This is a genomic window from Bordetella genomosp. 9 (genome assembly GCF_002119725.1).
Lineage (GTDB): Bacteria > Pseudomonadota > Gammaproteobacteria > Burkholderiales > Burkholderiaceae_B > Bordetella_C.
In genome coordinates, this window is record NZ_CP021109.1 from 2,682,030 (window position 1) to 2,705,990 (window position 23,961).

Sequence of the window (23,961 nt, forward strand, 5' to 3'; positions counted from 1 at the left end):
CAGGCCCGTATCGACGACGCTTCGCCTGCTAAAGTAGAAGTACAGCAGCGTTGCGGCGTCCACACCCTGGTTGGCTTGGCGCGCGATTTGAAAGCGTTGATTCGAGGGCGGTGTCCTGTGCGGCCTATGCGGTCCTGGGCCTATACGGTCCTATGCGGTCCTATACGACCCTATACAGCTCGCTTCCGCGAGCGGGGCCGATCCGGCCTCTCCCGCACAAGACAGTTCGGTACAAGACAGTTCCGTACAACACAGCTCCGTACAAGCCGAACACCGCGCCTGCGCACCCCCGCTTTCGGGGAAAGCCTATAATTCTACTATTTTTCCAAGACAATCCTCAAGCTGATACATGGGCATAGTCACCGACCCCGCCGATCTGGACAAGATGCGCCTGGCCTGCCAGGACGCCGCACGCGTGCTGGACTACCTGGCGCCTTTCGTCAAACCCGGCGTCACGACCGGCGAGCTCGACCGCCTGGCCCTGACCTATCTGACCGAAGAGCTGAAGGTCAAATCCGCCACCGTCGGATATGCGCCTCCCGGCTATCCGCCCTTCCCCGGCGCCATCTGCACCTCGGTGAACCATCAGGTGTGCCATGGCATTCCGGGCGACAAGGTGCTGAAAAACGGGGACGTGCTGAATATCGACGTCACGATCATCAAGGACGGCTGGTTCGGCGATACCAGCCGGATGTTCTATGTCGGCGAGCCGTCCATCCTGGCCCGGCGCCTGACGGACGTCACCTATGAATGCATGTGGCTCGGCATCCGCCAGGTGCGCGCCGGCGCCACGCTGGGCGACATCGGGCATGCCATCCAGAAGCACGCCGAGGGCGCCGGATTCTCCGTCGTGCGCGAATTCTGCGGCCACGGCGTCGGCCGCCGTTTCCACGAAGACCCGCAGGTGCTGCACTATGGCAAGCCGGGCAGCGGCGTCAGGCTGGTGCCGGGCATGATTTTCACCATCGAGCCGATGATCAACGCCGGCCGGCGCGAAATCCGCCAGCTTTCGGACGGCTGGACAGTGGTCACGCGCGACCACAGCCTGTCTGCGCAATGGGAGCATACGGTGCTCGTGACGGAAACCGGTTATGAAGTGCTGACGGTTTCTCCCGGCATGCCCGCCCCGCCCGCCTTCGTGACCGAGCACATCGCCGTCCCGGCCGGGTAGCCACGGCCACCCGAACGGGGGCCGGCGGCATCGCCCGGACGCCAAGTCCCTATCGACACGGAAAGAAGCCAACGCCATGACCGCCATGGACCTGCCGTCGCTGCGCGCCCGCATGCGCGAGAAACGCGAGGCCGCCATCGCCGCCTTTCGCGAGCACGAGCGTCCGGACCCGCTGCTGCACGAATTGCGGCGCATCACCGACCAGACCCTGCGCGATCTGGTCAAGCAGTGCCCCCTGCCGCCCGGCGCCGTCCTGGCCGCCGTGGGCGGCTACGGGCGCGGCGAGCTGTACCCGCATTCCGACGTCGATCTGCTGATCCTGCTTCCCCACGCGCCCTCGCCCGATGAAGAAGGCGCCATCGAACGCCTGGTCGCCGCGCTGTGGGACCTGGGCCTGGAGCCCGGCCATAGCGTCCGCACGATCGCCGACTGCGAACGCGAGGCCGACGCCGACATCACGGTGGAAACCGCCTTGCTGGAATCGCGCTGGCTGGCGGGCAATCGCGCGTTGATGAAGTCCTTCGACGCGGCGATGCGCGCAAGGCTGGACCCCGCCCTGTTCTTCCGCGCCAAGCGCGTTGAAATGCAGCAGCGGCACGCGCGCCATCAGGACACGCCTTACGCGCTCGAACCGAACTGCAAGGAATCGCCCGGCGGACTGCGGGATCTGCAGGTCATCATGTGGATGGCGCGCGCCGCGGGCTTTGGCGAAAGCTGGCGCGAGATCGCCCGCGCCGGCCTGCTGACGGCATCGGAAGCGCGCGGCCTGCGGCGCGCGGAACAGGCATTCAAGCGGCTGCGCATCGAGCTGCACCTGATGGCCAAGCGGCGGGAAGACCGCGTGCTGTTCGACCTGCAGCCCGCGCTGGCGGAGGTCTACGGCATCAAGGCGACCGCCACGCGGCGCGCCAGCGAACTGATGATGCAGCGCTATTACTGGGCCGCGCGGCTGGTCACGCAGCTGAACGCCATCCTGGTGCAGAACATCGAGGAACGGCTGTTTCCCCGCCCCGCCTGCGACGCGCGCGAGATCGACGACGACTTCCGCAGTCTGCACGATCGCCTGGACATCATCCGGGACGACGCCTTCGAGCGCAATCCCACCTTGCTGCTGCGCGCCTTCCTGACCATGCAGCAGCACCCGCATCTGAGCGGCATGTCGGCGCGCACCCTGCGCGCCATGTGGCATGCCCGCCATCGTATCGACGCGCAGTTCCGCCGCAACCCGGTGAACCGCCATCTGTTCCTGCAGATACTGCAGCAGCCGGCCGGTATCGTGCACGCATTGCGCCGTATGACCATGCTGAACATCCTGCCCCGCTACCTGCCGGTGTTTCGCCGCATCGTGGGCCAGATGCAGCACGACCTGTTCCACGTATACACGGTGGATCAGCACACGCTCACGGTCATCCGCAACCTGCGGCGTTTCACCATGCCCGAGCACGCGCAGGAGTATCCGCTGGCCAGCCAGCTGATCTCTGAATTCGACCGCCATTGGCTGCTTTACGTGGCCGCGCTTTTTCACGACATCGCCAAGGGCCGAGGCGGCGACCACTCGGAGCTGGGCGCGCGCGACGTGCGCAAGTTCGCGCAGGACCACAACATGGCGCCGGAAGACGCTGAACTGGTCGAGTTCCTGGTGCGCCAGCACCTGCTCATGTCCACCGTTGCGCAGAAGCGTGACCTGTCCGATCCCGACGTCGTGCGCGACTTCGCCGCTGCGGTCAAGGACGAACGTCATCTGACCGCGCTGTACCTGCTGACGGTGGCAGACATCCGCGGCACCAGTCCCAAGGTCTGGAACGCCTGGAAAGGCAAGCTGCTGGAAGACTTGTACCGCCTTACCCTGGCGGCGCTGGGCGGCGCGCACCATGATGCCGACACCGTGCTCAATCACCGGCGGGCCGAAGCCGCCCGCTTGACGCGTCTGGCTGGCCTGCGCGACGACGCGCGCGAGGCGTTCTGGCGCCAGCTCGATGTGGCGTACTTCCTCCGTCACGACGCCTCGGACATCGCCTGGCACACGCGCCACCTTTACCACCGGCCGGCGCCCGAGCAGCCTGTGGTAAAGGCGCGGCCCACGGAACAAAGCGAAGGGCTGCAGGTGATGGTCTACACGCGCGACGTGCCGGACCTGTTCGCCGCCATATGCGGCTACTTCGACGCCAAGTCCCTGAGCATCCAGGACGCGCGCATTCATACGACCCGGCACGGGTGGGCGCTGGACAGCTTCATCGTCCTGCTGCCCGACGGCGCCAGCGACCTGCGCGCCCAGGCCGCGCTGGTCGAGCACGAACTGGCCGAGCGCCTGAAGGATCCCGCCACGTTCTCGCACGCGGCTGCCGCGGGCGCCGCACCCTATGGCCGCAACCGCCAGTCGCGCATGTCGCGCGTGTTCCCTGTGCCGCCCCAGGCCGAATTGCAGCCCGACGAACGCAGCCAGTCCTGGCGCCTGTCGGTCACAGCCACCGACCGCCCCGGGCTGTTGCACGCGCTCGCGCGCGTGTTCGCCAGCCATGGCGTCAATCTGCAGATGGCGAAGGTGATGACGCTGGGCGACCGCGTCGAGGACGTCTTCATCATCGAAGGCGCGGCACTGGAGCGGCCGCGCAGCCAGATGCAATTCGAAGAGGCCATCCTGGACGCATTGGCCGGCGACGGCGCACGGCGCGCGGCGGCCTGACCGCATCTTGCAAGCACGCGCGGGATCGGATCTGGCGCGATTTGGGAAAACGGTCCACGGCGCGCACGGCGGGCCGCTTACAATCGGCTTTTTTCATCAGCCGGCCAGGCCGCATCCGTCCATGCCCTTGCACGACTACCTGCTGGTTTTCGGTCGCAGTTTTCTTTTTGCGCTCGCCACGCTTTTGCCGATTCTCAATCCACCCGCGGTGGCGCCGATTTTCTGGACGCTGACAGAGGGCGCGTCGTCCAGCACGCGTCTGGCCCTGGCAAAACGGGTCACCATCAACGTCGGCCTGATGCTGACTGTGGCCATGGTGGCCGGCAACGTACTGCTCGCATTCTTCGGTCTGTCGCTGGCCATCGTGCGTATCGGCGGTGGCCTGCTGGTCATCGGCAGCGCCTGGCGTTTGGTGAATTCGCCGGATGCCGGCGTGGAGCGGGCGGCGCGCATGGCGGATTCGTTCACGCCCGAGATGGCAAAGGCCCGGGCGTTCTATCCGCTGACCTTCCCGATCAGTTGCGGACCCGGTTCGATCGCCGCGGCGATCACCGTGGGCGCATCGCTGCGCGAGCCCGATCATATCGTCAGCCTCGTCAAGTTGGCCGGTTCGCTGCCGGGCATTCTGGTTACGTCGCTGACGCTTTATGTCTGCCTGCGCTTCGCGGCGCAATTCCTCTACCGGCTTGGCGAAAGCGGCACGTCGGTGTTCATGCGTTTGTCCGCCTTCGTGCTGCTTTGCCTGGGCGTACAGATTGTGTGGGACGGCGTGCACGAACTTCTGCTTGGGGTGATGATCGAAGCGGGCGCCCATATCGCAACGCCGCCTGCGCAATGAAGGAAAACACCACTGTCATGACGTCAACGACGCAACGCATCCTGATATTCACAGCCATCCTGTCGTTCGGCGCCGTGGCGGCCGCGCTGATTTCCCAGTACGCCTTCGGCATGCAGCCTTGCGCGTGGTGCGTGCTGCAGCGCCTGATCTATATCGCGATCGGCGTCGTATGCCTGGCCACGGCATGGTTGCCGGCTGCGATACGTAAGGCCGGCGCGCTGCTGACGTTCATTCTGGCGTTGTGCGGAATAGCCGCCGCCTGGTACCAGATCACGGTGGCGTCGCAATTGCTGTCGTGCGCGCAGACCTTTGCCGATAAGTTCATCGCGGGAAGCGGGCTGGATGCCGCGCTGCCGTCGGTGTTCGGGATTTACGCGACCTGCATGGATGCGATGGTGAAGGTGTTCGGCGTCGAGTATGCGGTGTGGAGTCTGGGGCTGTTCGTGATCGTGGCGCTGTTGGGCTTGCTGGGATTGCGTCGGCGCGTGTGAAGGGTCGAGTTGGTACGGTTGGGGGGCAATCGCGGGTGAATGCTTGGTCCGTCCGGCGGGGTTGTCGTTTGCCGCGTCCGGCCCGATCGACCGGTCCGGCGCCCTGCGCGCCGGACACCACTTCGCTCACCTCGTCCGGCGGCCGCTGGGCGGTTGGGTCTGTCTGGATACCCGTGCGGCTCGCCTCCCTACGGTATCCGCTCGTTCGGTCTCAACGTGCCGGGCGCGGCAAACGCCAACCCCGCCGGACTCCGGGATGTCCTAACCACTGGCGTCTGGGACGAGCTGGGTTCTTGAACTTCGTGGGGCGGCCTGCCGGTGGTGGAAGAGTGTCCAGTGCCCGACTGATTCGGCCGCCCAGCGCGGCCGAATCAGTCATACGCCTCGTGCCTGGTGTAGGGCCGTTGGTCCTTGATTCTCTGCCCAGGAGGGCGTCAGAAGTCCTGTGCGCGGGCCGTTGCCCTGAAGAGGGTGTCGGAAATTCTGTGCGTGGGCCGTTACCCTGGAGAGGGTGTCGGAAATTTCGTGTGTGGGCCGTTACCTTGATAGCCCCGGACAAACTGCGGGAGTGTCCTGAATCTTGTGTTCAAGGCTCAACATGGCTGCTCAAGAGGAGCACATCAGGGCTACCAAGCAGAAGGCGCCTCCAAGGGAATTGCCATTGATTCCAGCAAATTCGATGGATGAGGCGGTCAAAGGTCCGATGACACCAAAGCCGGTGCAGAATCTATCGATGGCGTTCAAGAAAGCCCTGATCGAGCGGGCCAACGCCGATCACCGCCCTCTGCAAACCTCCGCGGCGTAAGCCCATTGCGCCCGCGCTGGGCGGGCGCAATGGGCGGGCACTCCACTCTCTTCCCGCCTCGGCAGGCCCCCACGAAGCGCAAGAACCCCACCCGTCCCAGACGCCGGTCGTTGAGACATCCCGGAGTCCGCCGCGGTTGGCCGTTGCCTCCGCCGGCCCGTTGAGCCCGAACGAGCGGACACCGTAGGGAGGCGAGCCGCACGGGTCTCCAGACAAACCCAACCGCCGAGCGGCCGCCGGACGAGGTGAGCGAAGTGGTGTCCGGCGCGCAGGGCGCCGGACCGGGCGATCGGGCCGGCGGGGGCAACGGCCAACCGCGGCGGACGGCCTTATGCAACGCCCCCCTTATGCACCCCCCCCCAGGCACAGCCCGACCCAAAAAACGAACGCCGGTCAGCCCTACGGCCTCCGGCGTCCGCGATACCCCAACGGCAATCGATCCGAGACAAACGCCCGTCAGGCGTCGTTCGCCGCGTACCCCATGTTGAACATCAACCCACCCCGCGACTCCTCGTCCGTCTGGCCCCGGCTCTTGTCCAGCCGCTCCAGATACTCGGGCGTGATATCGCCGGTGACGTAGTTGCCATCGAAGCACGATGCCTCGAACCGCGACATCGTCGGATTCAAATCCCGCACCGCCTGCTGCATGTCGCTCAGGTCCTGGTACACCAGAGCATCGGCCCCGATCGTCCGGGCGATCTCGGCGTCCGAACGCCCCGTGGCGATAAGCTCGCGCTGGGTCGGCATATCGATGCCGTACACGTTGGGGAAGCGTACCGGAGGCGCCGCCGAGGCGAAGAACACCTTGTTGGCGCCGGCCGCTCGCGCCATGTCGACGATCTCGCGGCTGGTCGTGCCGCGCACGATGGAGTCGTCCACCAGCAGCACGTTCTTGCCTTTGAATTCGCGGCCGATGGCGTTCAGCTTCTGGCGCACCGACTTCTTGCGCACCGCCTGGCCGGGCATGATGAAGGTGCGGCCCACGTAGCGATTCTTGATCAAACCTTCCCGGTAATCCAGGTTCAGCCGCGCCGCCAGCTGCATGGCCGCGGGACGGGAAGAATCGGGAATCGGCATGACGACATCGATGTCGCCCAGGCGCAGGCTGCGCGCCACCTTGTCGGCCAGGTATTCACCCATGCGCAGCCGCGCGTCGTAGACCGATACGCCGTCCATCAGCGAATCGGGACGCGCGAAATACACGTATTCGAAGATGCAGGGCACCAGCTGCGCGTTGTCCGCGCACTGGCGGCTGACCAGGCGGCCATCCAGATCGACAAAGATCGCCTCGCCCGGCGCGACGTCGCGCACGAAATCGAAGCCGCTGCCTTCCAGGGCCACGGATTCCGACGCCACCATCCATTCCACGCCCTGCTCGGTCTCCTGCCGCCCGATGCACAGCGGCCGGATGCCGTACGGGTCGCGGAAGGCCAGCAAGCCGTAGCCGGCGATTTGCGCAACCACGGCGTACGCGCCCTTGACGCGGCGGTGCACTGCCGCGACCGCGCGGAAAATCGCCTCGTCGTCCAGCGACACGCCGTTGGCGGCGGACTGCAGCTCGTGCGCCAGCACATTGAGCAGGACTTCCGAGTCGGAGTTCGTATTGATGTGACGGCGGTCGACGCGGAACAAGGATTCGCGCAGTTCGCGCCAATTGGTCAGGTTGCCGTTGTGCGCCATCATGATGCCGAACGGCGCGTTGACGTAGAACGGCTGGGCTTCTTCCTCGCTGGCGCTGGACCCCGCCGTGGGGTAACGCACCTGCGCGACGCCGCTGGTGCCCGGCAGCGCGCGCATGTTGCGCGTGCGGAAGACGTCCCGCACCAGGCCGTGGGCCTTGTACAGGTTGAACTGGCTGCCCTGCGCGGTGGCGATACCGGCCGCATCCTGGCCCCGATGCTGCAGCAGCAGCAGACTGTCATAGAGCAGCTGGTTGACCGGCCCGCGCCCCACGACCCCTACGATTCCACACATGGCAATTTCCTGTTGATCCGACAGATTCGAGCCGGATGCCTTCAATATGGCGGCACCGGCTTCACATTCAATATGGCAGCATCGACGCCAGCGACGGCGGCAGCCACACCTTGGTATGTTTCACGGCCTCCGTTGCCGTATGGGAGAACATGGCATCGCGCCACCAGGTTTCCTGGGGCAGCGGCGTGTAGCCGGCAATGGTCACCAGCACCAGGACGATGAGCGTGCCGCGCACCAGGCCGAACAGGCCGCCCAGGCCATGGTCGGCGGGCGAAAGACCCGTGGTACGGATGAGCGCCGACAGCGTCATGTTGACCAGCCCCACGCCCAACAGCACCGCCAGGAATACGGCCGCATAGGACACGCCCATGCGCAGCACCGGGGTTTCGATCCAGGACGCCAGCCAGCCATGGACCGTCGGACCCCACCAGATCGCCGCGACGAAGGCCAGCACATAGGCGAGCAGCGAAAGCACTTCCTTCAACAAGCCGCGCACCAGGCCGAGCAGGCCGGAGACGGCGATGATCGCCAGCACGACGAAATCGAACCCAGTCACTGCGCGGCGATGAAACCGTTGTCATAGCCCAGCGTGCGCAAGCGCGCCTGGGCCGCCTGGGCCGCTTCGCGTGATGGGAACGGGCCCACGCGCAGCCGGTACTGTTGCTTGCCGCCCACACTGGCCTCCTGCACGAATGCGTTGGTGACCCCGGCGGCATGGAGCTTGTCGCGCCGCGCCTGCGCGTCGGCCTGGGTGGTATAGGCGGCGATCTGCAAAACGAAATTGCCCTTGGCGTCGGCGCGCGATTCGCCCGCCGGTTTGCCGGACGACGCGGCGGCGCCGCGGCCTTCGAGCAGCGCCAGGGCGCGGCTGCCGTCGTCCGTACGGGACGCCGGCTCCGGCCGCTGGGCGGGCTTGGCGTCCGCGCGGCTTTCCGGCTTGGACGTTTCGGCGCGAGCGGCTTCGGGCCGGGACTCCGGACGCGTCTCGGGGCGGCTTTCCGGCCGGGCGCCGGCAGCCGGAGCGCGGCCGGCGTCGGCATGCGCCGGGTCGGTGCCGGGCCGGGCGGCATCGGTCTTGCCCGGAGCCGGCTTGCCGGCATCGGCCACGGCGGACTGGCCGGCATCCGGGGCGGGCGGAGACGCCGGCGCCGGGGCTGCCACGCCGGCGGTGGCGGGCGCGGCGGAGGAAGCGGCGTCGGCGGGCGCCGACTGCGGTTCCGACACTTGCGGCTGATAAGGCGAATTGCGGTCCGGAATACGGATGGGAATGTCGTCGCTGACGTGCGCCGGTTCGGAATCCAGAACCATGGGCAGGATGATCACCGCCGCGAGCACCAGGGCGACGGCGCCTGCCAGCCGGCGCCTGGCCCGCGCACGCAGTTCGGCCGCCTGGGCCTCGCTGGATACGGATGGACGGGGCCGGCCCGTCGGCGTATCGGAGCCGGAATCTTTCCGATTAAACAAACCCATGAAGCACGAATTCCTTGCAGCCGGCGCACCGATGCGCCTTTGAAATCAAGGTGAACTGCCAGCACAGCATTGCGACCGACCGGCTCGCCGCGTACGCGATGGCCTTGGTCATCGCGCGCATACGCATACGGGTGAGACGGGATCCGGCCGCGGTCACGATCGAGCCCCCCGGTGTCACGACCCGGAGCGGCCCAATGACTGCAGCACCGCGGCGACGGTGAGGAACGAGCCGAACACGACGATTCTATCACCCTCACCTGCCCGGGCGCGCGCCGCGGCATACGCCTGGACCGGGTCGTCGAATGCCTCGATGACCGGCGCTTCGTCCCCGGCCGATGGCGGCGGCAAGGCGTTTCCGACCTGTTCGGCCAGCGCCTGGCCCGGGCCGCCCCTGGGCCCCGGCAGACCGGCGCAATACCAGCGGTCGATCCGTTTCCCCAGCTTGGCCACCACGCCGGCGACGTCCTTGTCGGTGAGCATGCCGAACACCGCGAACGTGTAGGGATGAAAACCCATGTTGTCCAGGTTCTGCGCCAGGACCGCGGCGGCGTGCGGGTTGTGTCCGACGTCCAGAATGACGGTCGGCTGGCCGGGCAGAATCTGGAAACGCCCGGGCAAGGTGGCCTGCAGCAAGCCTTGCCGCACCGCCTGTTGCGGCACCGGCAGGCGGTCCCGCAGGGCCTCCAGCGCGGCCAGCGCGGCCGAGGCGTTCAGCAGCTGGTTGGCGCCGCGCAGGGCCGGATAGGCCAGTGCCCCGCGCCGTTGCGAGCGGCCGCCATAGGCCCATTGTTGGCGGTCGCCCGAATAGTTGTAATCGCGGCCGAACAGCCACAGGTCGGCGCCGATGGCCGTTGCGTGGTCGATCAGCGTCTGCGGCGGCACGGGGTCGGCGCAAATGGCGGGCTTGCCGGCCCGGTAAATGTGCGCTTTTTCGTAGCCGATCTTTTCCCGGGTATCCCCCAGCCATTCCATGTGGTCCAGGTCGACGCTGGTCACGATGGCGCAATCCGCATCGACGATATTCACCGCGTCCAGCCGTCCGCCCAGCCCCACTTCCAGCACCACGGCGTCCAGGCGCGACTGCGAGAACAGCCGCAGCGCGGCCAGGGTGGTGAACTCGAAATACGTCAGGGACGTGTCGCCGCGGGCCGCTTCCACGGCCTGGAACTGGGCCGTCAGATCGGCGTCCGAGGCCAGCTCGCCATTGACGCGCACACGTTCGTTGAAGTGGATGAGATGGGGCGACGTATACAGGCCGGTGCGAAAACCCGCGGCCAGCAGCATGGCTTCGAGCATCGCGCAGGTGGAGCCTTTGCCGTTGGTGCCGCCCACGACGATTTTTACGCAGTCCAGATCGATGTCCAGGCGCCCGGCAACCTGGCGGACGCGGTCCAGGCCCAGATCGATGGTTTTCGGATGCAGGGATTCCAGGTACGCCAGCCATTGGGCAAGCGTGGCGCCGGCGTCCGGCGGGGTAATGAGAGACATGGCAGGCGGCGAAACTGAAGCAAACGCAATTTTAACAGCGGGGCCCGGCCCGCCCAGGCAATTGCCCTGCCCATCCGATGGGGTTACCGCCCCTAAAGTTTCGCCGGCGGATGCCGTTACGAGGTTGTCAACCCAGGAACCTGCGTCGCCGACGCACTGAAAGTGGAGTCCATATGGCTGTCAGCCCTATCGCCCCCGCGGCCCTTCCGGTCCAGCCGCCTGAAGTCCAGCCGGTGCCGGTGCCAGACGCCGCCGTTCAGGTTACGCCCGCCGCGGATTCCCAGAAGGGCGCCGGCACGGGCGGCGCGACAGCGGACGGCGGCGGTTCCGACCAGCCGTCCAGCCAGGACCTGCCGCTGGATCGGGCGCTGAAAAAAATCAATGAACAGATGGAGGCGTGGTCGACCCAGGTCCAGTTCGATATCGACCCGGATACGAAGCGGGTGGTGATTTCCATCAAGGACGCCAGGACCGGCGACGTCATCAAGAAGATTCCCAGCGAAACCGTCCTCAACATTGCCAAGATGATCACCCGGCTCCAGGGCGGCGGCGTGGAAACCAGCGCCTGAGCGCTCGCGCGCCGCGCAATGGAAAGCCGAGAACAAACCCGCCTTATGCCGCTTGCCCGACGGATCGGGCGCACGGCATGTTTGACAGAATACCTGCCATAAGGAACAGCACGATGGCCACCTCTTCCCTGCCCCCCGTTACCTCGCTCGGCTCCGGATCGAACCTGGACCTGCAGGGCATTCTGGACAGTCTCCAGGCCAATCAGGAACAGCAGCTCACCCTGATCAAGAATCAGCAGACCAGGGTTTCGACGCAGATCTCCGCGTACGGCACGCTGCAGCAGGCCGTGGAAACGCTGCAGACAGCGGCGCAGAAACTGGCCGATGCTTCGACCTACAGCGTGACGAAGGCGAGCATCGGGGGCGGCAGCACCGCCTTCACCGCGAAGACCTCCGCAGGCGCCACGCCGGCCACCTACAACATCAAGGTGAAGACGCTGGCGGTGGCCGAACAGCTGAAGTCCGGCGCGATCGCGGACCGCACCACGGCGCTGGGCAGCGGCGGCAGCATCACGGTGACGCTGGCCGACGGCACCAGCAAGACGGTGGACATCAGCAAGGACACGTCGCTGAACGGCATCGCCAAGGCGATCAACGCCGACGACGGCATCGGGGTCACGGCCACCATCCTGAACGACGGCAGCGGCAAGAGCTATCTGCTCCTGACGTCCAAGGAAACCGGCGAAGAAGCGGCCGTCACCAAGGTGACCTCCACCAACGCCACGGTGCAACGCGTGTTCGGCTACGACAGCGCCGCGCCGTCCGCGACCGAAGGCATGCAGCAGATGCAGGCCGCCGCGGACGCCACGCTGGAGATCAACGGCATCGCGGTGACCAGCGGCTCGAACACCGTGGACGACATCATCGACGGCGTCACGCTGACGCTGAATACGGTGACCACCGACCCGGTCACCATGACGATTTCCAGCGATACCTCGGGCGTCGTCACCGCGACACAGAGCTTCGTCACGGCGTACAACACGCTGAAGAACGTCATTGCATCGATGACCAAGTACGATGCAAGCACGGAGACCGCGTCGGTCCTGACGGGGGACAGCACGACCCGCACCATCTCGTCCAGCATCGCGGGCGCGCTGCGCGTACTGAGCGCCAGCGGCGATACGCTGCGGACGATCCAGGACCTGGGCATCACGACCGACCCGACCGATGGCACCCTGGACCTGAACCTGGATACGCTGGACAGCACGCACCTGCACTCGCTGAACGACTCGCTGGCGAAGAATCCCAAGGACGTCGCGACGATTCTGCAGGCGCTGGGCACCAACATGAGCAAGGCCGTGGATGGCATCCTCGGCGACGACGGCCTGATCGCCACCCGCACGGAAGGATTGAGCGAGACGCTCGATACGCTGCAGGACACGTATGACCGTACGTCCGCCCGTATCGATGCCGATATCGCCAACATCCGCGCGCAGTTCGTCCAGCTGGATGCCTTCGTGGCGCAGATGAACAGCACCAGTTCCTATCTGACGCAGCAATTCGCCGCGCTCTCGAACCAGAACAAATAATGGCTGCCTACGCATCACGCCGTCCGGACAACGCTTATTCCGTGCGTTCCTACGCCGACGTGGGCGTGGAAACGCAGGTCATGAGCGCCAGCGCGGAACGGCTCATCACCCTGCTCTATACGGCCGCCCGCGCGGCCATCGGCCAGGCGCGCATTCATATCGAACAGGGCAACGTCGCCAAGCGCGGCGCGGCCATCGCCAAGGCGGCCCGCCTGATCGACGAAGGCCTGAAGAGCGCGCTGGATCTGGAAGCCGGCGGCGAAGTGGCCGCCAACCTGAACAACCTGTACGACTACATACTGCGCACCCTCGTCAACGCCAATCTGAAATCGGATGCCGCGCTGCTGGAAACGGCGGACGCACTGCTGGCCCAGCTGCAGGAAGCATGGCAGACATCCGTGGACCGGCCGGGCGAGGCCGCCAGGAACTAGTATCGCGGACCTATCAACACTTATCGCCGCCGCCAAGGCTTCTCTATGCCGTCCCAGTCCTCGCAAATCATCCTCGAGCTTTACCGCGAAATCGTCGCGGTCACCGCGGCCATGCTCAATTGCGCCCGCGCCCAGGACTGGTCGGGGGTGCTGCAGTTCGGACAAACCTATTGCGAGATCGTCGAGCGGCTTCGAACGATAGGCGTGACAGAACCGCTGGACGACGCCGAACGGCGCGAGAAGCACGACATGCTGGTCCAGATTCTGGAAAACGACGCCAATACCCGCGATCTGGCGATTCCCGAACTGGCGCGCATGAGCGAATTGCTCGGCCGCATGAAGCGCCAGCAGGCCCTGGTCAACGCCTATGGATTCAAGGCGCCGGCGATATGAGCCTGGTTTCCCGCTCGTCGCCGGCGCGCGCCCGCTCCAGCGCCGTCCCGGCGGCGAAACGCCGGCAGGCCGCCCGCGCGGCAACTGCCGGCGGCGTCACTGCGCATAGCCACCGGAGCGTGCGGTGAGCGTCGGCCCTACCGCGCTCAGTTCGCTGCTGGTGCAGCGGCTGGATGCCGTGCTCGGCACCCAGCTGGCGCAACAAGGCCCTCAGACCGCCACGCGGCAGGATGCCGTCATTCCGCCGGGCGGGGCCGATGCCCTGCGCCGGGATCCGCAAGGCCGCGGGGGCGACCAGCTTGAGGGCCTGAGCGGACGCGAACGCGCCGCCCTGCGCGAAGCGGCCGAACAGGCCGAACTGGCGGCTGCCCTGCGCAGCCGCTTCGTCAGCACAAGCACCACCCCGTCGGCGCCCACGACGCTGGGCCAGACCGCGCGCGTCATCCTTACCCTGTTGGCGCAATATCCGCAGACCGCCCCTGCCCTCGCCGGCAAGGCGCCGCTGTGGCAAGGCGCCACGGACGGCGATACCGCGGGCGGCGCACAAGCGGCGATGCCTCGTGCGACCCACGGCGGCACGCCGCCCGGCCAGGCCGGCGCGCCCGCAGGCCACGGCGCCGGCGATGACGCGGCGCAGGATGCCGCGGGCCGGCAAGGCGCCGCCGGCACAGCGGCCGGAGCGGGACGCGGCGCCGGTGCTGGCGCGCCAGCACCCTCCACGGCGCCGGGCGGCGCTGCCGCCGAAGCCCCCGACACCGCGCGCACGGGCGCGCCGGCGGCGGGCGACGGCGGCATGCAGGGCGCCCGGCATGCCGAGGCCGCCCGCGTCACGGCGCTTGGTACACCGGGCCCGCAGCCCGGTCCGCTGGCGCAGGCGCTTCGGCAGGCCATCGAAACGAGCGGCGTCTTCTATGAATCGCACCTGGGCGACGTGGCGTTCGGCAAGCGCGCCGCCGACCAGGTCCGTGGCGAACCGCAGGCCGCGCTCGATGCCGAGCAGGCTCCGCCCATCAGCACGCCGGTGCCGAAGCAATCCATTCTGGCCGAGAACGCGCGCTTCAATCTGCCCACGCATGCCGCTCCGACAATGCCGCAGGCCGACGGCATGCCGTCCACCGGCACCGCGCCGACATGGTCGGCATCGACGCCGGCACATCCGCCCGCGCCCCCTCCAGGCATCCATCCGGATGCCGCGTTGCTGGTCCGCCAGCAACTGGAAGTGCTGGCGAACCAGACGCTGGCCTGGGAAGGCACGGCATGGCCGGGCACCGAAATGTGGTGGGAAATCCGCCGCGACGCGGGCGACGAGCAGCCGACGGCGGCTGAGCAGGCGGCCTGGGCAACCCGGCTCGTCCTGACCATGCCGCGCCTGGGGACCGTGGAAGCGCGCATTTCCCTCTCGGGCCAGCGCCTGGGACTGCACATCGTCGCGCCCGAAAGCGATGGCGAAATCGCGGCCGCCGGCCACGCGCTTCGCAAGCGCCTGGAGTCCGCGGGGCTCGAGCTCGCCCAGATGACCGTCAGCGCGCACGCCCCCGCGCCGGAGCCGCTGCCATGATGCCGCCTTCTCCCGCGAACGAACGCGACGCCGCGCGCCCCGCGGCCGTCGCGCTGTCGTACCAGGAAGGCGAAACCGCCCCCCGGGTGGTGGCCAAGGGTTACGGCACGCTGGCGGACACCATCATCCGTACCGCGCGCGAGAACGGCTTGTATGTGCATCAGTCGCCCGAACTGGTCGGCCTGCTGATGCAGGTCGATCTGGATGCCCATATCCCGCCCCAGCTGTACCTGGCCGTGGCCGAGCTATTGGCGTGGCTGTACCGGCTGGAATCGCGTCCGGAACCGGCTCCCGTCCCGGCAGCCGCCGACAACCCCTGACCCTTGCTGCATCCACTGCTGGAATCGCCATGCCGTTGATAGAGCCCGATTCGGACTTCCTGCTCACGCGGCCGGAGGAAATCCGTTCCGCCATTTTCGAACTGACGCATCAGGAGTCGCACGTCCTCGTACGCGACGCGGGAGACCGGGAGACAGCGGTGCTGGTGCTCGGCATCGACCGGCAGACGGGTCATTTCTTCTGGCGCCCGCGCGACTACGCCGGCTCGGATTTCGCGTCGAACGACAGCCGCGGCTTGCGCGTTGGCACGGTGCTGCAATTCCATGGCAACGGCTACGGCGGCGTGCAGATTCATTTCCGCGTACCCCGCCCCGAGCTGGTGCGCTTCGACGATGGCAGCGCGGCGTTCGTCTCGCCGCTGCCCGAACGGGTGTCGCGGATCCAGCGGCGCAAACTGTTCCGCGCTTCCATCGTCGGCACTTCCATGCGCTGCGCGGCCCAATGGCGTCCCACCCCGGCGCTGAAACCCATCCTGTTCACTATTCGCGATATCTCGGTGGAAGGCATCGGGTTGCGCGCCGAACGGCCGGTCGCGGAACTGCCGGAGCGCGGCTCCATCATGGAAGACGTGTACCTGGACTTCGGCGATTTCGGGAACATCACGACCGACCTGGAAGTGCGCAATGTGATTCCCCTGGGCGGACAAGCGCCGGCGGACGGGGCGGCGGGCCCGCATGAGGGGACGCCTGCCGACGCTGCCGGCCCAGCCGCCCCACCCGCGCAGCCGCGCCGCATCCTGGGCGCCGACAAGCCCTTGTCCCACATCGGGGCGGTTTTCGTGGCGCTGAGCGGACGCCAGGAGGCGTGGCTGCAGCAGGTGGTGTGGCGGCTGGAGAAGGCCCGCACTGCGGGGTAAACGCACCGCTGACGGTGTTGCGCGGTCGCGCCGGTCAGGGCGCTTCGGCTGCCGTGCCCATCCAGGCGATTTCGCGGGGCTTGGCTTCGGCCTTGGCCGATGGGAAATAATGGACGGCGATCTCCTCGGGCGGCATGGGCTTGCCAAGCAGCCACCCTTGCACCCGATGGCATTGCAGCGCGTTCAGGATGGCGTACTGGCCTTCCGTTTCCACGCCCTCGGCCACGATTTCGCGATTCAGCCGGCGTGACAGTTCGACGATGGTGCCGACGATGGCCTGGGCGCTCGAGTCGCTTTCCAGATTGCGGACGAAGGACCGGTCGATCTTGATGGTGTCGAACGGCAGCTGGCGCAGATAGCCCAGGCTGGAATAGCCGGTTCCGAAATCGTCGATGGCGATGCGCACGCCGGCGCGCCGCAATTCCGCCAGGCGCGATATTTCCCCGCCCTCGGCCGCCACCAGCACGCCTTCGGTGATTTCCAGTTCCAGGCGTTCGGCCGCCAGGCCGGTGCGTTCCAGCACCGCGCGCACATCCCGCACCAGCTGGATCTTTTCGAGCTGGACCGGCGACAGGTTGACCGACAGATACCAGGGCTCGGGCCACGTGGCGGCCTCGGCGCAGGCGGTTTCCAGAACCCACGCGCCCAGCGGCACGATCAGTTCGGTCTGTTCGGCCAGCGGGATGAATTGCATCGGCGCGACCAGCCCGCGGTGCGGATGGTTCCAGCGCAGCAAGGCTTCGAAGCCGACGAGCGTACGGGTGCCGGCGCTGTAGATCGGCTGGTAGTGCACATAGAGCTGGCCATTTTCCTGCATCGCCTGGCGCAGGTCTTCTTCCAAAGCCTCGGAATCGGCCACCTGCGACAGGCCCAGGACGCTCTGGCCGCTGCGCGTGATCCGGACGGCGCGCAGGATGGCTTCCGAGCGCACCAGGTGCAAGGCAAGAAACAGCAATAGCGCGCTGGGCACCGCCACCAGCAACGCGAGCAGGATCCAATGGAATCCCGCGATGCGGGCGATTCCAGCGTCCCATAGATACCAAACGGGCAATAGCCCCATCGCCGCGACCAGTGCCGTGGCTCCGCCGCCGCCCAGCGCACCGCGGGCGCGCCGGGAGATGAACCACGTTGTCAGCAGCACGACGCCGATGACCTCAAACTGGATTACGGCTACGACAAGCAATGTAAGAGTGTCAAGCATCGCACACCGTCGACGGCGATAACGGAATTAGTCCGAAGCGTGCCGCACGGGCAGGATTCTTGCACAAAACCGGCAAGTCTCACACCGAAAGGGACGAGATTTCCCTGTAAGCCGCAACCAGGCGATTGCGCACCTGTACCGCCGTTTGGAAAGCGACGCTCGCTTTCTGCATATCGACGATCACATTGTTGAGCGAAACGTCGGGCACGCCGAGCTCGAAGGCCTTGGCCTGCGCCGTTGCGGCATTCTGGGCGCCGGACACCCTTTTGAGCGAGCGCTGCAGCTCCGCCGCGAACCCTTCGCCGGCCGCCGCCGGCGCCCCCACGTCCTCCGGCCCGCTGCCTTGCGCGGTGCGCACCACGGCGCGCATCTGCTCCAGCATGTTTTCGATACCAGCCAGTCCGGCTATTGCCATAGCAAGTCGTTCCTTTTTTGCCGCCGACCCTGCCAGGCCGCCACGCCGCATGCGGATACCGCAAGCCGGGCTTCCCGTCGGGGTCCATATTCTGAATCGCGATTTTTCGCTTGCGAGAGACTACCGCCATGCCGACGGCCCCATACGGGATAAATAGCGGCAAAAAACCCGACATTTCGTCTGCTTGCCGGACATCGCGCCTGCCCGGGCGCGCAAGAAGGCGGAGCCTCGCATACATAAAAGGCAAATGACGCCAAAAACCCGGGTTTTTCGTCGCTTGGGATGGCGTCCCCCCCGTCCATAATCCACGCTCCGCTACCTGAAGCACGTTGCATGTGTAACTTGCCTATCCCGACCGTATATCCCCGGCACTCGCGCCGTCCGGCGAGCGGGGGCCGCCGATGAATCAGCAGGCCACCCTGACGTCCACCCTGCTGGCCCGGTTTCCCGTGCTGGAGAAGCTGCGCACCGTTCCGAAGCCGCTGTTGATCGGCGCGGCCGCGGCGGTCGTCGCGCTCGTCGTGGCGGCCGTCATGTGGGGACGCGATCCCGACTACAAGGTGCTGTTTTCCAATCTGGATGATCGGGATGGCGGCGCCATCGTGGCCGCCCTGAACCAGATGAACGTGCCGTACCGCTTCAACAATACCGGTACGGCCATCCTGGTGCCGGCGGAGAAGGTCTATGACGCCCGCCTGCAGCTGGCCGGCCAGGGGCTGCCGCGCGGCGGCTCGGTAGGCTTCGAACTGCTGGACAACACCCGCTTCGGCGCGAGCCAGTTCACCGAGCAGATCAACTACCAGCGTGGCCTGGAAGGCGAATTGGCCCGCTCGATCGAATCCATGAATTCCGTCCAGCATGCGCGCGTGCATCTGGCGCTGCCGCGCCAGACCCTGTTCGTGCGCGACCGCCGTCCGCCCACGGCGTCGGTGGTCCTGACGCTGTATCCCGGCCGCAGCATCGGCGATTCGCAAGTGGCGGCGATCTCCTGGCTGGTCGCCTCCAGCGTCCCGGACCTGACGGTGAGCAACGTATCCATCGTCGACCAGAACGGCCGCCTGCTGTCCTCGCCCACCGGCGAAGGACGCGGCATGGACGCCGACCAGATGCGCTTCGTGCGGGAAACCGAACAACGCACCGTCGAGCGCATCCTGGCCATCCTGAATCCGCTGGTCGGACCCGGCAATGTCCACGCGCAGGCCAGTGCAGACGTGGACTTTTCGCGCCGCGAAGAAACGTCGGAAGTCTACCGGCCCAATCAGGAGCCCGGTCAGGCCGCGATCCGCAGCCAGCAGACCAACGATTCCCAGCAGATCGGCGTCAATCCCGCGCAGGGCGTGCCGGGGGCATTGAGCAACCAGCCGCCCGCGGCCGCGCAGGCGCCCATCGTCAATCCGCCCGCGCAGCAGCCGGGTGCGCAAGGCGCCGCGCAGGCCGCCGGCCAGCCCGGGCAGCAAGGCCAGCAGACGACCGGCACGGCGCCCGCCCAGCCGCAGGGCCCGGCCACGACGCGCCGCGAAGCCACGACCAATTACGAAGTCGACCGGACGATCAGCCACGTCAAGCAGCCGGTGGGCACGGTCAAGCGCCTGTCCGTCGCCGTGGTGGTCAATTACCTGCCCGACAAGGATGGCGAGCCGAAGGCCCTGCCCGAGGAACAGCTCAACAAGCTGACCACCCTGGTCAAGGAAGCGATGGGCTATTCCGAGACGCGCGGCGATTCGCTGAACGTGGTCAACAGCCAGTTCAACGACGTCGAGCCGGAAACGCCGTGGTGGAAGGATCCCGAGAACATCGCGCTGGCCAAGTCCGCGCTGGGTTGGATCGTCCTGGCACTGCTGGCCGTGTGGGTGTGGCGCGCCCTGGTGCGTCCGATCTACGAACGCTACATGAACCCGCCGGTGGATCCGGAGCTGGAAGAACTGGAACGCCAGGAGGCCTTGCGCGAGGCACAGGAACAGGCCCGCGCCAAGGAAATGGACCGGTTCGACGACAACATGAAGCGTGCCCGCGATATGGCCACCAAGGACCCGCGCGCGGTCGCCATGGTGCTGCGTACCTGGATGAACAAAGATGGCAAGTGATAAATCCATCGATGGCATGACCCGCGCGGCCATCCTGATGATGTCCCTGGGCGAGGACGCGGCGGCCGAGGTCTTCAAGTACCTGTCCGCCCGCGAAGTGCAGCAGGTCGGCGCCGCGATGGCGCAGCTGAAGCAGGTTACCCGCGAGGACGTGGCCGAAGTGCTGGAGGAATTCCGCCAGGAATCCGACCAGTTCATCGCCGTCACGCTGGGCTCGGACGACTACATCCGCAGCGTGCTGACCAAGGCGCTGGGCAGCGATCGCGCGGCCGGCCTGATCGAGGACATCCTGGAAGCCGGCGACAGCGGCAGCGGCATCGACGCGCTGAACTGGCTGGATCCGCATATCGTGGCGGAGCTGATCGGCGACGAGCATCCCCAGATCATCGCCACCATCCTGGTGCACCTGGAGCGCGACCGCGCGGCGGCGGTGCTGACGCGGCTCACCGAGCGGCTGCGTAACGACGTAATGCTGCGCATCGCGACGTTCGGCGGCGTCCAGCCCGCGGCCCTGTCGGAGCTGACCGAAACGCTGAATGCGGTGCTCGCGGGCCAGGGCGCCAAGCGCAGCAAGATGGGCGGCGTGCGCACGGCCGCCGAGATCCTGAACATGATGAACTCGGCCGACGAAGAGAACGTCGTGGCGAGCCTGCGCGAACGCGATGCGGATCTGGCGCAGAAGATCGTGGACGAGATGTTCGTGTTCGAGAACCTGCTCGACGTGGAAGACCGCGGCATCCAGCTCATACTCAAGGAAGTGGACAACGACACCCTCATGGTCGCGCTCAAGGGGGCGCCCGAGGAATTGCGCGACAAGTTTCTGCGCAACATGTCCAGCCGCGCCGCCGAGATGCTGCGCGAGGACCTGGAGGCCCAGGGCCCGATCCGCATGTCGAAGGTCGAAGCCGAGCAGAAGAAGATTCTGCTGGTCGCGCGCCGCCTGGCCGAAAGCGGCCAGATCGTCCTGGGCGGCCAGGGGGACGACGCCTATGTCTGATCGCCACGCCGTGCCAGCCTCGTTCGCCAATGCCGCGGCATGGCGCCGCTGGCGCATGGCGTCGTTCGAGGAGCAGGACGCGGCGCTGGTGCAGGAAGCGCCCCCCGAACCCGGACCGGACCCGCGCGAGGCGCTGGAAGAGGCGCGCCGCGCCGGCCATGCGCAGGGCCTGGCCGAAGGCCGCGCAGAAGGCTACGACCTGGGCGTGGCCGAAGGCCGGGCACGCGGCTATGAAGAAGGGCTGGAACAGGGCCGGCAGGCCGGCCATGCGGAAGGCCTGGCGCTGGCGCGCCAGCAAGGCGCCGAAGAGGCCGCCCGCCTGCGCGCCCTGGCCGACGCCACGGCCGCCTCGCTCACCCAGCTGGAAGAAAAGACCGGCCAGGCGCTGCTGACCCTGGCGCTGGACATCGCACGCCAGGTGGTGAGGACCGCCATCGCGACGCAGCCCGACAGCCTGATCACCGCCGTGCGCGAAGTGCTGCATATGAATCCGGGCGCCGGCGCGCCGCTGCGCCTGTGGCTGCACCCGCTGGATATCGAGATCGTGCGCCTGCATCTGGCGGACGAACTCAAAAGCGGCGCCTGGCGTGTACTGGCCGACGAATCGATAGCCCGTGGCGGTTGCCGCGCGGAAACCTCGTTCGGCGAAATCGACGCCACGCTGCAGACGCGCTGGCGCCGCGTGGCCGCGTCGCTGGGACGCGATATGCCGCTGGAGGACCCGCAATGAGCGAGCCGGGCGTGGCGATCGAGGCCGGCGCACCGCCGGCGCCCGCCGCCCCGGCGGTGCCCGTCGTCGACCGCTGGGTCACGCAGCTGCAGATCGGCTCCATCCGCGCCAGTTCGACCGATCCCTGGCTCGCTACGGGCCGCATCACGCGCGCGACCGGCCTGGTGCTGCATGCCACCGGGCTGCGGCTGCCCGTCGGCGCCGTCTGCCGCATCGAAATCGCCCCCGGTCACGATCACTGGGCCGACGCCGAAGTGGTCGGCTTCGACGGCCATACGCTTTACCTGATGCCGCAGTCCGATATCTCGGGTCTGCCGCCCGGCGCGCGCGTGGTGCCCGGCGAGCCGCCGCTGCAACGCCAGATTCCCCTGCCCCGCAAGGCCATCCTGAACGGCAACGCCAAGCCCGCCCTGGGCCGCCACCTGCCGGTCGGCAATGCCTTGCTGGGCCGCGTGCTGGATGGCGGCGGAAGACCCCTGGACGACCTGGGTCCTCTGGAAGGCGCGGACCAGGCGCCGCTGTCGGCCTTGCCCATCAACCCTCTCTCGCGCGCGCCGATCGACACGGTGCTGGACGTGGGCGTGCGGGCCATCAACGGCCTGCTGACGGTGGGCCGCGGCCAGCGCATGGGTCTGTTCGCCGGATCGGGCGTCGGCAAGAGCGTGCTGCTCGGCATGATGGCCCGCTATACGAAAGCGGATGTCATCGTGGTGGGCCTGATCGGCGAACGAGGCCGCGAAGTCAAGGAATTCATCGAACACAACCTGGGGCCGGAAGGGCTGGCACGGTCGGTGGTGGTCGCAGCCCCGGCCGACGTCTCGCCCCTGCTGCGCCTGCAGGGTGCGGCGTATGCGACGCGGATCGCCGAACATTTCCGCGATCAGGGGCTGGACGTGCTGCTGATCATGGATTCGCTCACGCGCTACGCCATGGCGCAGCGCGAAATCGCCCTGGCGATCGGCGAACCGCCCGCCACCAAGGGATATCCGCCCTCGGTCTTCGCGAAGCTGCCGGCGCTGGTCGAACGGGCCGGCAACGGCGCGCCGGGGCTGAACGGCAAGGCCGGGTCGATCACCGGGTTCTACACGGTGCTGGCCGAAGGCGACGACCAGCAGGATCCCATCGCCGATTCCGCCCGCGCCATTTTGGACGGCCACGTCGTGCTGTCGCGGCAGCTGGCCGAAGCCGGCCACTACCCCGCCATCGATATCGAAGCGTCGATTTCGCGCGCCATGACGTCGCTGATCTCGCCGGAGCAGTTCGCCGTGGTGCGCCGCTTCAAGCAGGTGGTGTCGCGCTACCAGCGCAACCGCGATCTGATCGCCGTCGGCGCATATGCGCCCGGCCATGATCTCGCCCTGGACGATGCCATCGCACGCTATCCGCGGCTTGAAGCATTCCTGCAACAGAACATCGGCGAAAAGGTGGACTACGCCACCGCCGTCGCGCAATTGCAAGCCACGCTCCAGACAGGTGAAAAGCATGCCTAGCCAACTGCCCCTGGATACGCTGATCGGGCTGGCGAAAGACCAGACCGACGAAGCCGCGCGCCGCCTGGGCGGCCTGCACACCGCGCGCGCGAACGCGGAACGCCAGCTCAGCATGCTGCACGATTACCGCGCCGATTACCTGCAGCGCATGCAGCAGGCCATGATGAGCGGGATGTCGGCGGCGGATTGCCACAACTACCAGCGCTTCATCGCCACCCTGGACGACGCCATCGAGCAGCAGCGCGCCGTGCTGCAGCAGGCGGACACCCATCTCGAGGAAGGCAAGCTGCGCTGGCGCGAGGAGCGCCGCAAGCTGAACTCCTTCGACGCCCTGGCGCAGCGCCAGCAGCGCATCGAGGCGCGCGAGGACGCCCGCCGCGAGCAGCGATTGAATGACGAATATGCCGCGCGCCTGGGCCGCGGCGGCCCGGGACTGCATTGAATAGGAA

At 67.2% G+C, this 23,961-nt stretch carries 23 protein-coding genes; 17 read left to right on the forward strand and 6 right to left on the reverse strand.

The annotated features are described in order from the left end of the window. The first annotated feature begins 349 nt into the window (after nt 1–349). The 5 genes from map to CAL13_RS21240 all read left to right on the forward strand — a co-directional run bounded on the left by map (nt 350) and on the right by CAL13_RS21240 (nt 5,988). The gene (gene map / locus CAL13_RS12350) at nt 350–1,171 is read left to right on the forward strand and encodes a type I methionyl aminopeptidase (protein WP_086057658.1); all 822 of its coding nucleotides are present in this window, start codon (nt 350–352) and stop codon (nt 1,169–1,171) included. Between the two features lie 76 nt (nt 1,172–1,247). After that, the gene (locus CAL13_RS12355; protein WP_086072549.1) at nt 1,248–3,854 is read left to right on the forward strand and encodes a [protein-PII] uridylyltransferase; all 2,607 of its coding nucleotides are present in this window, start codon (nt 1,248–1,250) and stop codon (nt 3,852–3,854) included. Nucleotides 3,855–3,975: 121 nt separating this feature from the next. Beyond that, nucleotides 3,976–4,692 carry a MarC family protein gene (locus CAL13_RS12360; protein ID WP_086073632.1) on the forward strand — a complete coding sequence of 239 codons (717 nt, stop codon included), beginning with the start codon at nt 3,976–3,978 and terminating at the stop codon, nt 4,690–4,692. A 17-nt stretch (nt 4,693–4,709) separates the two neighbouring features. After that, nucleotides 4,710–5,183 carry a disulfide bond formation protein B gene (locus tag CAL13_RS12365; protein WP_086072550.1) on the forward strand — a complete coding sequence of 158 codons (474 nt, stop codon included), beginning with the start codon at nt 4,710–4,712 and terminating at the stop codon, nt 5,181–5,183. Between the two features lie 598 nt (nt 5,184–5,781). Continuing rightward, nucleotides 5,782–5,988: a hypothetical protein gene (locus CAL13_RS21240; protein WP_157664863.1), complete on the forward strand. Its 207-nt coding sequence runs from the start codon at nt 5,782–5,784 to the stop codon at nt 5,986–5,988. A 456-nt stretch (nt 5,989–6,444) separates the two neighbouring features. On the opposite strand, the gene purF is transcribed toward CAL13_RS21240, so the two are convergent. From purF to folC, 4 genes are all read right to left on the reverse strand, one after another. After that, the gene (gene purF / locus CAL13_RS12370; RefSeq protein ID WP_086059432.1) at nt 6,445–7,962 is read right to left on the reverse strand and encodes an amidophosphoribosyltransferase; all 1,518 of its coding nucleotides are present in this window, start codon (nt 7,960–7,962) and stop codon (nt 6,445–6,447) included. Nucleotides 7,963–8,029: 67 nt separating this feature from the next. Continuing rightward, the gene (locus CAL13_RS12375) at nt 8,030–8,518 is read right to left on the reverse strand and encodes a CvpA family protein (protein WP_086057661.1); all 489 of its coding nucleotides are present in this window, start codon (nt 8,516–8,518) and stop codon (nt 8,030–8,032) included. After that, a complete protein-coding gene (locus CAL13_RS12380) occupies nt 8,515–9,432 on the reverse strand; it encodes an SPOR domain-containing protein (RefSeq protein ID WP_086072551.1) in 918 nt (305 codons plus the stop codon). The genes CAL13_RS12375 and CAL13_RS12380 overlap by 4 nt, the downstream gene beginning before the upstream one ends. 174 nt (nt 9,433–9,606) lie before the next feature. After that, entirely contained in the window at nt 9,607–10,920 is a 1,314-nt protein-coding gene (gene folC / locus CAL13_RS12385) for a bifunctional tetrahydrofolate synthase/dihydrofolate synthase (protein WP_086072552.1), read from the reverse strand. Between the two features lie 173 nt (nt 10,921–11,093). Between folC and CAL13_RS12390 the strand changes: the two genes are divergently transcribed. The 7 genes from CAL13_RS12390 (at nt 11,094) to CAL13_RS12420 (ending at nt 16,595) form a co-directional block, all read left to right on the forward strand. Further along, complete coding sequence (locus tag CAL13_RS12390) at nt 11,094–11,489, forward strand: flagellar protein FlaG (protein WP_086057664.1); 396 nt, start codon at nt 11,094–11,096, stop codon at nt 11,487–11,489. Nucleotides 11,490–11,602: 113 nt separating this feature from the next. Then, the gene (gene fliD, locus CAL13_RS12395) at nt 11,603–13,018 is read left to right on the forward strand and encodes a flagellar filament capping protein FliD (protein WP_232462376.1); all 1,416 of its coding nucleotides are present in this window, start codon (nt 11,603–11,605) and stop codon (nt 13,016–13,018) included. Then, entirely contained in the window at nt 13,018–13,449 is a 432-nt protein-coding gene (fliS, locus tag CAL13_RS12400) for a flagellar export chaperone FliS (protein WP_086057665.1), read from the forward strand. The genes fliD and fliS overlap by 1 nt, the downstream gene beginning before the upstream one ends. Nucleotides 13,450–13,494: 45 nt before the next feature. Further along, on the forward strand, nt 13,495–13,842 hold the full coding sequence (locus tag CAL13_RS12405) for a flagellar protein FliT (RefSeq protein ID WP_232462377.1): 348 nt from the start codon (nt 13,495–13,497) through the stop codon (nt 13,840–13,842). A gap of 124 nt (nt 13,843–13,966) precedes the next feature. Beyond that, entirely contained in the window at nt 13,967–15,400 is a 1,434-nt protein-coding gene (gene fliK, locus CAL13_RS12410) for a flagellar hook-length control protein FliK (protein WP_086072553.1), read from the forward strand. Further along, a complete protein-coding gene (locus tag CAL13_RS12415; RefSeq protein WP_086057667.1) occupies nt 15,397–15,720 on the forward strand; it encodes an EscU/YscU/HrcU family type III secretion system export apparatus switch protein in 324 nt (107 codons plus the stop codon). The genes fliK and CAL13_RS12415 overlap by 4 nt, the downstream gene beginning before the upstream one ends. Nucleotides 15,721–15,749: 29 nt before the next feature. Further along, the gene (locus tag CAL13_RS12420) at nt 15,750–16,595 is read left to right on the forward strand and encodes a flagellar brake protein (RefSeq protein ID WP_086072554.1); all 846 of its coding nucleotides are present in this window, start codon (nt 15,750–15,752) and stop codon (nt 16,593–16,595) included. 34 nt (nt 16,596–16,629) lie between these two features. On the opposite strand, the gene CAL13_RS12425 is transcribed toward CAL13_RS12420, so the two are convergent. Both CAL13_RS12425 and fliE read right to left on the reverse strand, forming a co-directional pair. After that, nucleotides 16,630–17,796, reverse strand: a complete 1,167-nt coding sequence (locus CAL13_RS12425) for a putative bifunctional diguanylate cyclase/phosphodiesterase (RefSeq protein ID WP_086072555.1) — start codon at nt 17,794–17,796, stop codon at nt 16,630–16,632. A 79-nt stretch (nt 17,797–17,875) separates the two neighbouring features. Next, nucleotides 17,876–18,211 (reverse strand): flagellar hook-basal body complex protein FliE, encoded by a 336-nt coding sequence (gene fliE / locus CAL13_RS12430; RefSeq protein ID WP_086072556.1) that lies wholly within the window; start codon nt 18,209–18,211, stop codon nt 17,876–17,878. Between the two features lie 401 nt (nt 18,212–18,612). Between fliE and fliF the strand changes: the two genes are divergently transcribed. From fliF to fliJ, 5 genes are read left to right on the forward strand one after another with little or no spacing between them, the layout of a single operon-like run. Further along, entirely contained in the window at nt 18,613–20,295 is a 1,683-nt protein-coding gene (fliF, locus tag CAL13_RS12435; RefSeq protein ID WP_086072557.1) for a flagellar basal-body MS-ring/collar protein FliF, read from the forward strand. Then, nucleotides 20,285–21,292: a flagellar motor switch protein FliG gene (fliG, locus tag CAL13_RS12440; protein WP_086057672.1), complete on the forward strand. Its 1,008-nt coding sequence runs from the start codon at nt 20,285–20,287 to the stop codon at nt 21,290–21,292. Before fliF ends, fliG begins: the two co-directional genes overlap by 11 nt. Further along, nucleotides 21,285–22,022 (forward strand): flagellar assembly protein FliH, encoded by a 738-nt coding sequence (fliH, locus tag CAL13_RS12445; RefSeq protein WP_086072558.1) that lies wholly within the window; start codon nt 21,285–21,287, stop codon nt 22,020–22,022. Before fliG ends, fliH begins: the two co-directional genes overlap by 8 nt. Continuing rightward, nucleotides 22,019–23,512 carry a flagellar protein export ATPase FliI gene (gene fliI, locus CAL13_RS12450; protein WP_086072559.1) on the forward strand — a complete coding sequence of 498 codons (1,494 nt, stop codon included), beginning with the start codon at nt 22,019–22,021 and terminating at the stop codon, nt 23,510–23,512. Before fliH ends, fliI begins: the two co-directional genes overlap by 4 nt. Then, complete coding sequence (fliJ, locus tag CAL13_RS12455) at nt 23,505–23,954, forward strand: flagellar export protein FliJ (protein ID WP_086057675.1); 450 nt, start codon at nt 23,505–23,507, stop codon at nt 23,952–23,954. Before fliI ends, fliJ begins: the two co-directional genes overlap by 8 nt. Nucleotides 23,955–23,961: the final 7 nt, after the last annotated feature.